The sequence below is a fragment of the Pseudomonas sp. Xaverov 259 genome, from assembly GCF_019352915.1.
GTDB lineage: Bacteria > Pseudomonadota > Gammaproteobacteria > Pseudomonadales > Pseudomonadaceae > Aquipseudomonas.
Genome location: NZ_JAAAFV010000027.1, coordinates 1 through 11785 on the forward strand (window position 1 = coordinate 1; position 11785 = coordinate 11785).

At 61.2% G+C, this 11785-nt stretch carries 9 protein-coding genes; 7 read left to right on the plus strand and 2 right to left on the minus strand.

Annotated features, from left to right (window positions below; all coding sequences use genetic code 11):
- Window positions 1–282: 282 nt before the first annotated feature.
- Window positions 283–1596, minus strand: coding sequence for an ATP-binding protein (locus tag K0H48_RS09340; RefSeq protein WP_138817305.1), 1314 nt, complete (start codon window positions 1594–1596; stop codon window positions 283–285).
- 117 nt (window positions 1597–1713) lie between these two features.
- A complete protein-coding gene (gene ompR, locus K0H48_RS09345; RefSeq protein WP_200431137.1) occupies window positions 1714–2454 on the minus strand; it encodes a two-component system response regulator OmpR in 741 nt (246 codons plus the stop codon).
- A 357-nt stretch (window positions 2455–2811) separates the two neighbouring features.
- On the opposite strand from ompR, the gene K0H48_RS09350 reads away from it, so the two are divergent.
- From K0H48_RS09350 to tauD, 7 genes are all read left to right on the plus strand, one after another.
- Window positions 2812–5139: a Tex family protein gene (locus tag K0H48_RS09350; RefSeq protein ID WP_200431138.1), complete on the plus strand. Its 2328-nt coding sequence runs from the start codon at window positions 2812–2814 to the stop codon at window positions 5137–5139.
- Window positions 5139–5522 (plus strand): PaaI family thioesterase, encoded by a 384-nt coding sequence (locus K0H48_RS09355; protein ID WP_017135364.1) that lies wholly within the window; start codon window positions 5139–5141, stop codon window positions 5520–5522. Before K0H48_RS09350 ends, K0H48_RS09355 begins: the two co-directional genes overlap by 1 nt.
- A gap of 214 nt (window positions 5523–5736) precedes the next feature.
- Window positions 5737–7320: a glutamate--cysteine ligase gene (gshA, locus tag K0H48_RS09360; RefSeq protein ID WP_219267254.1), complete on the plus strand. Its 1584-nt coding sequence runs from the start codon at window positions 5737–5739 to the stop codon at window positions 7318–7320.
- Between the two features lie 259 nt (window positions 7321–7579).
- Window positions 7580–8557, plus strand: coding sequence for a taurine ABC transporter substrate-binding protein (tauA, locus tag K0H48_RS09365; protein ID WP_219267255.1), 978 nt, complete (start codon window positions 7580–7582; stop codon window positions 8555–8557).
- Window positions 8558–8575: 18 nt separating this feature from the next.
- Window positions 8576–9355 carry a taurine ABC transporter ATP-binding subunit gene (gene tauB, locus K0H48_RS09370; RefSeq protein WP_219267256.1) on the plus strand — a complete coding sequence of 260 codons (780 nt, stop codon included), beginning with the start codon at window positions 8576–8578 and terminating at the stop codon, window positions 9353–9355.
- Window positions 9352–10188 carry a taurine ABC transporter permease TauC gene (gene tauC, locus K0H48_RS09375; protein ID WP_219267257.1) on the plus strand — a complete coding sequence of 279 codons (837 nt, stop codon included), beginning with the start codon at window positions 9352–9354 and terminating at the stop codon, window positions 10186–10188. Before tauB ends, tauC begins: the two co-directional genes overlap by 4 nt.
- Window positions 10189–10199: 11 nt before the next feature.
- Window positions 10200–11036 (plus strand): taurine dioxygenase, encoded by an 837-nt coding sequence (tauD, locus tag K0H48_RS09380; protein WP_219267258.1) that lies wholly within the window; start codon window positions 10200–10202, stop codon window positions 11034–11036.
- Window positions 11037–11785 lie beyond the last annotated feature (749 nt).

An 11785-nucleotide genomic window follows, 5' to 3' on the forward strand; every position in this document is an offset into this window, starting at 1 on the left:
TTGTGGCGAGCAGGCTTGTCCTGCGTTGGGCTGCGAAGCGGCCCCAGTAAAGGCACTGCAATTTTCCTGAAAGAACTCAGCGTCTGGGTTTGGGGCTGCTTCGCAGCCCAACGCAGGACAAGCCTGCTCGCCACAGGAGAAATTGGCTGCCTTCAAAAGTTGTGTAGATACCCATGCTGCGATAGCAGGAGTATCAGTCAACGAATGGGTTGCTGACCCACCGCTATCGCAGCGATGCGGCGACCCGACAAGCCAGCTCCCACATTTGATCTATGTTGTTTGTTAGACCGCATCCCTTGGCAACATCAAGCCCAGCGGCAAGCGCACCCGCGCTTCCAGGCCGCCTTCTTCGCGGTTGCGCAGCTCAACATTGCCGCCATGCATCGAAGCAATTCGCCGCACAATCGCCAGCCCCAACCCCGTGCCCTTGCCGCCCCGCGCACGGTCGCCACGGGTGAACGGGTTGAATATACCTTCCAGCTCCGCCGGGTCGATGCCCGTACCACGGTCCATCACGCTCAACACCACATAGGGCGCAGCGCTATCGCCGGACACATACGCGGCTACTTCGACATCCGAACCGGCGTGATGCAAGGCGTTGCCGATCAGGTTGTTCAACAGGCGCTTCATCGACACACGACGCAATGCAAACGGCTGGATCGGCTCCAGGCGCATGCGCACCTGTTCGCCATTCTGGTTGTAGGGCGCTACTACCTCGCGCACCAGGTCCGTGAGGTCGACTTCCTCCACCACCTCATCACGGCCATCGCGGATAAACGCCAGGAACTGGTCGAGAATCGCGTCCATGTCCTCGATGTCGCGCACCATGTCGTCGGTCAGGTCGTTATGGTTGCCCATCAGCTCCAGGGACAGCCGCAAACGCGTCAGTGGCGTGCGCAAGTCATGTGACACGCCCGCCAGCATCAGCTCGCGTTCGCGCCCGGCCTGTTCGACATCCTCCGCCATCTGGTTGAAGGCACCGTACACCTCGGTCATCTCACTGGGCGTATCACTGATTGGCAGGCGCACACTGCGCCCCTGCCCCAGTTGACGCGCGGCAAACACCAGGCGTTTAAGCGGTTGGTTGAGTTGCCGGACGAAAATCCACGCAGAAGCGGTTGAAAGTAAACCGATGGCCAGGAACCAGCCCAGCACGTTCCAGATTTTTTGCCCGCGCAGCGGATGAGGGTAAAGGGGCACTTTGATCCAGGCATCTCCCAGACTCGGGGCCCGGACCCAGAGTGCAGGTGAAACATGCATGCGCAGGCGCACCTCGGTGTCCTCTCCCAGCTCAGCCTGCATCTGACGCTGATAAATCTCGCTGTAAGGCCAGTGCTGCTCACCTTCGGGCACACCCGCGCCATCGACGCGAATCAGCGTCGAAGCCTTGGCTACCTTTTCGCGGTTTTCAGGGTCAACGGCCCAATAGGCACGCAACGTCAACGCCACGCCGTGGCTGTACTGCCGGTCTACCAGCACGTCTTCGTTCATCAACAGATAAACCAGTGTGAGTGCCTTGGAAAACAGAACGACGATCAGCACCAGCCAAAGGGTGCGAGAGAAGAAACTTTGCGGGAACCACAACGGGGTTTTCATAGGAGACAGCTAAACACCTTGCAGGAACGAGCGGCGCTCGCAGAATTGCAGACGCCGGGCATCCCGTCGACCCTCATGGAGTCAAACGCCGGGATGCCCGCCCCTGCAAGTCATCGGTCACTTGGTTGCAGTGCCATCCGGCACAAACACATAACCCACGCCCCACACCGTCTGGATGTACCGCGGCTTGGCCGGGTCCGGCTCGATCATCCGGCGCAGACGGGAGATCTGCACGTCGATGGAGCGCTCCAGGGCGTCCCATTCGCGGCCACGGGCCAGGTTCATCAGCTTGTCGCGGGTCAGCGGCTGGCGAGCGTTCATCACCAGTGCCTTGAGCACGGCGAACTCGCCGGTGGTCAGCATGTGCACTTCTTCGCCACGCTTAAGCTCGCGGGTCGCCAGTGACAGCTCGTATTCGCCAAAGGTGACGCTCTCGTCTTCGCTGCCTGGTGCGCCCGGTACCGGCAGTGCCTGGCGACGCAGTACGGCTTTGACCCGGGCCATCAACTCATCCGGGTTGAACGGCTTGGCCAGGTAGTCATCAGCGCCCAGCTCCAGGCCCTTGATGCGGCTCAGCTCATCACCTTTGGCGGTGAGCATGATGATGGGGATCTGGTTGTTCGCACCGCGCAGGCGTTTGCAGGCGGTAAGGCCGTCTTCGCCGGGCAGCATCAGGTCGAGTACGACCAGATTGAATACTTCACGCCCCAACAGGCGGTCCATCTGCTCGGTGTTCGGCACCGCGCGGGCACGGTAGCCCTTGGAGTTGAAAAAACGCTCCAGCAGGCTGCTCAGCCCCGGATCGTCGTCAACGATGAGAATTTTTTCGCCTTCAGCAGTTTGTGCAGTGCTGCTCATTAGATGCTCCTCTTATCTCGGCGCGCATTATGGCGTAGCTGCCGTTATACGCACCGTGTGCATTGTTAGCAGATTTTTCCTCCACCGCCAGCGAACCCGCGTCCTACAACCACCGGCGCAGTACCCCCCAAGGGCAGAACGCTGGTTATAATGCGGCGCCTTCACGCAGGGCACTGTCAGACTTTACTGTTTGCAGCCTCAGCCGTTTTTTCAGCGCTGGGCAGCAATTTCCCGATTTCGAGGGTCAATAGGCAGCCTTTTGACCCAGGCAGCGGTGCCGCTGGCGCCGCTCAACCAGCCTCGCAACGCCTTGTTTTCCGGGCCTGCGAGCTGCTTTCAAGAATTTCAGGTGGTTTTATGGACAGCATCAACAGCCGCATTGCCGAGGAACTCGGTGTACGCCCACAGCAGGTCGAAGCGGCCGTCGCGCTACTGGATGAAGGCTCCACGGTGCCTTTCATCGCCCGTTACCGTAAAGAAGTGACCGGCAGCCTCGACGACATTCAATTACGTCACCTGGAAGAGCGCCTGCGCTACCTGCGAGAACTCGACGAACGGCGCATCAGCATCCTCGCCAGCATCGAGGAACAGGGCAAGTTGACCCCGCAACTGGAACGCGACATCAAGCTTGCCGACACCAAGACCCGCCTCGAAGACCTTTACCTGCCGTACAAACAGAAGCGCCGCACCAAGGGCCAGATCGCCCTGGAAGCCGGTTTGGGCGAGTTGGCCGACGGCCTGTTCAACGACCCTTCGTTGGCCCCCGAAACCGAAGCCGCACGCTTTATCGATGCCGAAAAAGGCGTCGCCGACGTCAAGGCCGCCCTCGAAGGTGCCAAGTACATCCTCATGGAGCGTTTCGCCGAAGACGCCGGCCTGCTGGAAAAACTGCGCACCTACCTCAAGCAGGAAGCCATTCTCAGCGCTCGCGTTATCGCCGGCAAAGAGGAAGAAGGCGCCAAGTTCCGCGATTATTTCGAGCACGACGAACCGCTCAAGAGCATGCCGTCGCACCGCGCACTCGCGATTTTCCGGGGTCGCAACGAGGGCATTCTGAGCTCCGCGCTCAAAGTCGGCGACGAACTGCCCGGCACCATGCACCCGTGCGAAGGCATGATCGGTCAACAATTCGGCATCCAGAACCAGAACCGTCCGGCGGACAAGTGGCTCGGTGAGGTCGTGCGCTGGACCTGGAAGGTCAAGCTCTACACCCACCTGGAAACCGACCTGCTCGGCGAGCTGCGCGACGGCGCCGAAACCGAGGCGATCAATGTGTTCGCCCACAACCTGCACGACCTGCTGCTGGCCGCACCGGCCGGCCCGCGTGCCACCTTGGGCCTCGACCCAGGCTTGCGCACCGGCTGCAAGGTGGCGGTGGTCGACTCCACCGGCAAGCTGCTGGACCACGCCACCGTGTACCCGCACGTGCCGCACAATAAGTGGGACCAGACCCTCGCCATCCTGGCCGCCCTGTGCGCCAAGCACGCCGTGGACCTGATCGCCATCGGCAACGGCACCGCCAGCCGTGAAACCGACAAGCTGGCCGCCGAGCTGATCAAAAAATACCCTGCCATGAAGATGACCAAGGTCATGGTCTCCGAGGCCGGCGCGTCGGTGTATTCGGCGTCGGAACTGGCTTCCAAGGAATTCCCGGACCTCGACGTGTCGATCCGTGGCGCCGTCTCCATTGCTCGGCGCCTGCAAGACCCGTTGGCCGAGCTGGTGAAGATCGACCCTAAATCCATCGGTGTCGGCCAGTACCAGCACGACGTGTCGCAGCTGAAACTGGCGCGCGGCCTGGATGCGGTAGTGGAAGACTGCGTGAACAAGGTGGGCGTGGATGTAAACACCGCCTCGGTGGCGCTGCTGGCGCGTATTTCCGGCCTGAACACCACCCTGGCGCAGAACATCGTCACCCACCGTGACGAGAACGGCGCGTTCAAAACCCGCGCCGCGCTGAAAAAAGTCGCACGCCTGGGCGAAAAAACCTTTGAACAGGCCGCCGGCTTCCTACGCGTCATGAATGGCGATAACCCGTTGGATTCGTCTGCGGTCCACCCGGAAGCCTACCCGCTGGTACAACGCATTGCCGCCGAGACCGACCGTGATATCCGTTCGTTGATCGGTGACGCCGCGTTCCTCAAGCGCCTGGACCCGAAGAAGTACACCGACGAAACCTTCGGTGTGCCGACCATCACCGATATCCTGCAAGAGCTGGAAAAACCTGGCCGCGACCCGCGTCCCGAGTTCAAGACTGCCGAGTTCCAGGACGGTGTTGAAGACCTCAAGGACCTGCAGCCGGGCATGATCCTCGAAGGCGTGGTCACCAACGTGACCAACTTCGGCGCGTTTGTGGACATCGGCGTGCATCAGGACGGTTTGGTGCATATCTCTGCGCTTTCGGAGAAGTTCATCAAGGATCCACGCGAAGCGGTCAAGGCCGGTGACGTGGTCAAGGTCAAGGTCATGGAAGTCGATATCCCGCGTAAACGCGTGGGCCTGTCGATGCGCATGAGCGACACCCCCGGCGAGAAAATCGACGGTGCCCGTGGTGCACGCCCAGGTTCGGCCCCGCGCCAGTCCCAGGGTAACGCGCCGCGCAAAGAGCCCACCGCCACGGCTGCGCCGAGCAACAACGCCATGGCGTCGCTGTTTGCCAACGCCAAGCAGTTGAAGAAACGCTGATGGAGATCCCGGCCGGTTTGACCCAGAGCGCCTTCAGCGAGCTGATCGGCTGCCGCCTGCAGCGCCTCGACGAGGGCGTTGCCGAGGTGGCCCTGACCCTGGAGCCGCAGCTGCGAAACCGCGCGGGCAAGCTCCATGGCGGGGCGATTTTCAGCCTGGTCGACATCACCATGGGGCTGGCCTGTTCCAGCGCCCATGGTTTTGATCAGCAGAGCGCGACCATCGAGTGCAAGATCAACTATATCCGCGCCGTCGAAGACGGCGATGTGCTGTGCACCAGCCGGGTAATTCACGCCGGCAGACGCACATTGGTGGTGGAAGCCGATGTGTATCAAGGCGAAAGACTTGTCGCAAAAGCACAAGGCACCTTCGCTGTCCTCTAGCTCCCCGCCCTCGATTTGAGTTAATTTCGGCGCTGCGACAACAGCGTCGGAATTTTCTTGCTGCGCTATAGCCCAATTCATGGAGTGAAGTAGGCTTTTTCAATGTGAGCCAAATCGACTCTAAACCAGGCGATAACGCCAGTTTCAACTTCACCCTTGTAGACCGTCCTGCCCACCCCCATATTGGGGCGACTGACGCGTGAAGGAATCCAACTTGAGCGAACTTCTCAACCGCCGCCTGGCCCTGCTCGGCAAGCGCGAACACCTCTCCCTGCTAGAGCAATGCTTGCACGGCATCGAGCGTGAATGCCTACGCGTCACCGGTGAGGGTCGCCTGGCGCAAACGCCGCACCCCGAAGCCCTGGGCGCCGCGTTGACCAATGAATTGATCACCACCGACTACTCGGAATCGCTGCTGGAGTTCATCACTCCCGCCCTGCCCAACCCGGCCGATACCCTGAGCAGCCTGGACAAGATCCACCGGTTTGCCTACAGCAAGCTCGGCAACGAGTACCTGTGGAGCCCTTCGATGCCGTGCCCGTTGCCGGCCGAAGAAGATATCCCGATCGCCTATTACGGCACCTCCAATATCGGCCAGCTCAAGTACGTGTACCGCAAGGGCCTGGCCCTGCGTTACGGCAAGACCATGCAGTGCATCGCCGGCATCCACTACAACTTTTCCCTGCCGGAACAGCTGTGGCCGCTGCTAAAGGAGACTGAAGGCTTCGTCGGCACCGACCGCGACTACCAGTCCACGGCCTACATCGCGCTGATCCGCAACTTCCGTCGCTACAGCTGGCTGCTGATGTACCTGTTCGGTGCCTCACCGGCCCTGGACGCGGGTTTCCTGCGCGGCCGTTCGCACCAGCTTGAAGTGCTGGACGCCGACACGCTGTACCTGCCGTACGCCACCAGCCTGCGCATGAGCGACCTGGGTTACCAGAGCAACGCCCAAGCCGGCCTGACGCCGTGCTACAACGATTTGAGCAGCTACACCGACAGCCTGCGTGAAGCGGTGGCAACCCCCTACGCGCCTTACGTCGAAGTCGGCACGCACAAGGACGGTGAGTGGGTGCAGCTCAACACCAACATCCTGCAGATCGAAAACGAGTACTACTCCAACATCCGCCCCAAACGCGTGACCTACACCGGCGAGCGGCCGATCCAGGCGCTGATGGCCCGTGGTATCCAGTACATCGAAGTGCGCTGCCTGGACATCAACCCATTCCTGCCAATGGGCATCGACCTGCCGGAATCACGCTTCCTCGATGCGTTCCTGTTGTACTGCGCGTTGAACGACAGCCCGCTGTTCGCCAACAACGAGTGCGGCAATGCCACCTCCAACTTCCTCAGCGTGGTCAAGGAAGGCCGTCGCCCAGGCCTGCAATTGCAGCGTGAAGGCCAGGCGGTGGACATGAAGGAATGGGCCACCGAGCTGCTGGAGAAGATCGCCCCGCTGGCAGCCCTGCTGGATGAGAGCCAAGGTATTACCGAGCACAGCCAGGCGCTGGACGCTCAGTTGGCGAAGGTCAAGGACGCGTCCCTGACGCCATCTGCCCAGGTGCTGGCGGCGATGGCCGAGCGCAAAGAGAGTTTTGCGCAGTTCTCCCTGCATCAGAGCGAGGTTCACGCCGCGCACTTCCGTCAGGAACCGTTGCCGGCCGATGAGCAGGCACGCTTTGAAGAGCTGGCGCGTAAGTCGCTGGCACAACAGGCGGAGCTGGAGCAGAACGAAGTGGGCGACTTTGACGTGTTTGTCGGGTCGTACCAGGCGAGTATTCTGGCGATCAGTAACTAAGGACCTGCTCGGCCCCCTGTGGGAGCTGGCTTGTGTGGGAGCTGGCTTGCCTGCGATGCAAACACCTCGGTGTATCAGTGATACCCCGGTGACGCTATCGCAGGCAAGCCAGCTCCCACATTTGTCTTCATTGGGTTGAAGACCTGCGTTCACTCTTCTCCTAATAAGCTAATTCGAAAATGTTATTTATTTTCGAATTCTTAGATCATTTAGTCTCCTCACACGCCGACCCTCGGCCGCCTGATTGAGGAGCTTCCCCTTGAAACTGCTTACCCCATTGCGCCTTTTGGCCGCATTGTCCCTGGCCGGTGCCAGCCTGTTTGCCCAGGCGGCAGATGTGACCATCGCTTACCAGACCACCGTGGACCCGGCGAAAGTCGCCCAGGCCGACGGCGCCTATGAAAAAGCCACCAACGCCAAGATCGACTGGCGCAAATTCGACAATGGCGCCGATATCATTGCCGCCATCGCTTCCGGCGACGTACAGATCGGCTACCTCGGTTCCAGCCCGCTGACCGCTGCGGTAACGCGCAAAGTGCCGGTTGAAACCTTCCTGGTCGCCACCCAGATCGGCGGCGCCGAAGCGCTGGTAGCGCGCAATGGTTCGGGGATCAACGGCCCGCAGGACCTGGTCGGCAAAAAGATTGCCGTGCCCTTCGTTTCCACCGGCCACTACAGCCTGCTGGCCGCGCTGAAGCACTGGAACATCGACCCATCCAAAGTGACCATCCTCAACCTCGCACCACCGGCAATCATTGCGGCGTGGAAGCGCGGCGATATCGACGCGACTTACGTATGGGACCCGGCCCTTGGCGTCGCCAAGGAAAACGGCAAAGTGCTGATCACTTCCGGCGAGTTGGCCAAGTTCGGCGCGCCCACCTTTGATGCCTGGATCGTGCGCAAAGACTTCGCCGAGAAACACCCGGAAATCGTCACCGCCTTCGCCAAAGTCACCCTGGACGCCTACGCCGCCTACCGCAAAGACCCACAGGCCTGGCTGGCCGACAAAGGCAACGTCGACAAACTGGTGAAGCTCTCCGGCGCCAAGGCCAGTGATATCCCACTGCTGCTGCAAGGCAACGTCTACCCACTGGCCGCTGACCAAGTGACCCTGCTGGGCGCACCGACCACCAAGGCTGTCACCGACACCGCCGCGTTCCTCAAGGAACAAGGCAAGGTCGACGCCGTGCTGCCGGATTACGCCCCTTACGTCAGCGCCAAGTTCATCACCAACTGATTCAAGGAGTTCATCGCGATGGCCTTGCTACAACTGGAGCGCATCAGCGCACAGTACCCAGGCGCCACAGAACCGGTACTGTCCGATATTTCACTCGATCTTGGGCCTCAGCAATTGCTGGTAGCCCTCGGCCCGTCCGGCAGTGGCAAGACTTCGCTGTTGAACCTGATTGCCGGTTTCGTCGAACCTTCGGCCGGGCGCATCACTCTCGATGGCGTGCCGGTCAAAGGCCCGAGCGCCGAACGCGGCGTGGTGTTCCAGGACGATGCCCTGCTGCCCTGGCAGGACGTGCTGGCCAATGTCGGCTTCGGCCTGGAACTGGCCGGCGTGCCCAAGGCACAACGCGAAGTACGCGCCCGGGAAATGCTCGTGCTGGTCGACCTGGCCGGTTTCGACAGCCGCCGTATCTGGCAGCTCTCCGGTGGCCAGAAGCAACGTGTCGGCCTGGCCCGCGCGCTGGCGGCCGACCCGCGTGTGCTGCTGATGGACGAGCCTTTCGGCGCCCTCGATGCCTTCACCCGCGAACAGATGCAGGAATTGCTCCTGCAAGTCTGGCGGCGCACGGCCAAGCCGGTGTTCCTGATTACCCATGACATTGAAGAGGCGGTATTTCTCGCCACCGACCTGATCCTGTTGGCGCCCAACCCAGGCCAGATCGTCGAGCGCCTGCACCTGGACTTCGGTCAACGCTACGCCGCCGGTGAGTCGGCGCGGGCGATCAAGTCCGACCCGCGCTTTATCGAAACCCGCGAACACGTGCTGAGCAAAGTGTTCTCGCAACGCCAGGTGTCCGCATGAGCAGCTACGAACTTCCCGCCACGGCCGCCAAGCCGGGAGCGCACAAGGTTATTGCGGTACGTCGCAGCCTGAGCACGCGTTGGATCAGCGTACTCACCCTGGTCACCCTGCTGGCAATCTGGTGGGCCGTCACCGCCACTGGCTTGATTGAACCCTTGTTCCTGCCACCGCCGTCCGCAGTGCTGCAAAAAGGCTGGCTGCTGGCGACCACCGGCTATATGGATTCCACCTTGTGGCAGCACCTGGGCGCAAGCCTCACGCGCATCGGCCTGGGCCTGGGCTTTGCGGTGCTGACCGCCGTGCCTGTAGGGATTGCCATTGGTTCCAACCGCATTGCCCGTGGCATCCTCGACCCGCTGATCGAGTTCTACCGGCCGATTCCGCCCCTGGCTTACCTGCCGCTGATCGTGATCTGGTGCGGCATCGGTGAGCTGTCCAAGGTGTTGCTGATTTACCTGGCGATCTTTGCGCCTATCGCCATCGCCACCGCGACCGGCGTGCGTACGGTCGACCCGGCCAAGCTGCGTGCCGCGCAGTCGTTGGGCGCCACCCGCGCCCAGTTGATCCGCCATGTGATCCTGCCGAGCGCCCTGCCCGATATCCTTACCGGCGTGCGCATCGGCTTGGGTGTGGGTTGGTCGACCCTGGTTGCCGCCGAGCTGATCGCCGCCACCAGCGGCCTGGGCTTTATGGTGCAGTCGGCGGCGCAGTTCCTGGTCACCGACGTGGTGGTGCTGGGAATTCTGGTGATCGCCCTGATCGCCTTCGCCATGGAAATGGGCCTGCGTGCCCTGCAGCGCAAATTAGTGCCTTGGCATGGCCAGGCACATTAAGTGAGAACCGCATGAGCAGCCTGACCGTTACGCCAATCAGCACCGCCTTGGGCGCCCTGATCAGTGGCGTCGATATCACCCAACCGTTGAGCCTCAAAGAACGTGAAGCTATTGAGCAGGCGCTGCTCAGCCACTCGGTGCTGTTCTTCCGTGGCCAAGCCGTCACGCCGCAGCAACAGGCGCGGTTTGCGGCAAATTTTGGCGACCTGCACATTCACCCGATCTACCCCAACGTGCCGGAGCAGCCCGAAGTGCTGATCCTCGACACCGCCGTGACCGACGTGCGCGACAACGCCGTATGGCACACCGACGTGACCTTCCTGCCGACGCCTGCGCTCGGTGCCGTACTCAGCGCCAAGCTGCTGCCGGCGTTTGGTGGCGACACGTTGTGGGCCAGTGGCATTGCGGCGTATGAAGCCTTGTCGGAACCCTTCAAGCGCCTGCTCGATGGCCTGACGGCGACTCATGATTTCACCAAATCCTTCCCCCTGGAGCGCTTCGGCAACACCGCCGAAGACCTGGCGCGCTGGGAAGAGACCCGCAAGAAAAACCCACCGCTGTCACACCCGGTGGTGCGCACGCACCCGGTAAGCGGGCGTAAGTCGTTGTTTGTCAGTGACGGCTTCACCACCAAAATCAACGAGCTGGAGCCGGCTGAAAGCGAGGCCATACTCAAGCTTCTGTTTGCCCACGCAACACGGCCGGAATTCACCATTCGCTGGCGCTGGCAGGAGAACGACGTGGCGTTCTGGGACAACCGCGTGACACAGCACTACGCAGTGGATGACTACCGCCCGCAGCGGCGAGTGATGCATCGCGCCACGATCCTGGGCGACGTACCGTTCTAAGCCAGGCACAACCTCTGCATCAATGAAGATCAAAATGTGGGAGCTGGCTTGCCTGCGATAGCGGTGGGCCATCCCATACATTCATCGACTGACCCACCGCCATCGCGGGTAAGCCCGACTCCCACATTGACCGAGTTCAACCGAATGAATTTGCCACACCGAAGATCAAAATGTGGGAGCGGGCTTGCTCGCGAAAGCGGAGTGTCAGCCAACAGATTCATCGACTGATTCACCGCCTTCGCGAGCAAGCCCGACTCCCACATTGACCGTGTACTGCCGAATGAATCTGCCACACCGAAGATCAAAATGTGGGAGCGGGCTTGCTCGCGAAAGCGGAGTGTCAGCCAACCGATTCATCGACTGACCCACCGCCTTCGCGAGCAAGCCCGCTCCCACATTGACCGCGTACTGCCGAGTGAATTTGCCACACTGAACATCTAAATGTGGGAGCTGGCTTGCCTGCGATAGCGGTGGGTCAGCCCATACAATCATCGACTGACACATCTCCATAGCGGGCAAGCCCGGCTCCCACATTGACCGCGTACAACCGAGTGAATTTGCCACACCGAAGATCAAAATGTGGGAGCGGGCTTGCTCGCGAAAGCGGTGGGTCAGCCCATACAATCATCGACTGACACACCGCCTTCGCGAGCAAGCCCGGCTCCCACATTGACCGCGTACTGCCGAATGAATCTGCCACACCGAAGATCAAAATGTGGGAGCGGGCTTGCTCGCGAAAGCGGAGTGTC

Coding starts and splice junctions, on each gene's coding strand:
- K0H48_RS09350 (WP_200431138.1), top strand. CDS start 2,812: ATGGACAGCATCAACAGCCGCATTGCCGAGGAACTCGGTGTACGCCCA.
- tauD (WP_219267258.1), top strand. CDS start 10,200: ATGAGCAGCCTGACCGTTACGCCAATCAGCACCGCCTTGGGCGCCCTG.
- ompR (WP_200431137.1), bottom strand. CDS start 2,454: ATGAGCAGCACTGCACAAACTGCTGAAGGCGAAAAAATTCTCATCGTT.
- K0H48_RS09355 (WP_017135364.1), top strand. CDS start 5,139: ATGGAGATCCCGGCCGGTTTGACCCAGAGCGCCTTCAGCGAGCTGATC.
- K0H48_RS09340 (WP_138817305.1), bottom strand. CDS start 1,596: ATGAAAACCCCGTTGTGGTTCCCGCAAAGTTTCTTCTCTCGCACCCTT.
- tauB (WP_219267256.1), top strand. CDS start 8,576: ATGGCCTTGCTACAACTGGAGCGCATCAGCGCACAGTACCCAGGCGCC.
- tauC (WP_219267257.1), top strand. CDS start 9,352: ATGAGCAGCTACGAACTTCCCGCCACGGCCGCCAAGCCGGGAGCGCAC.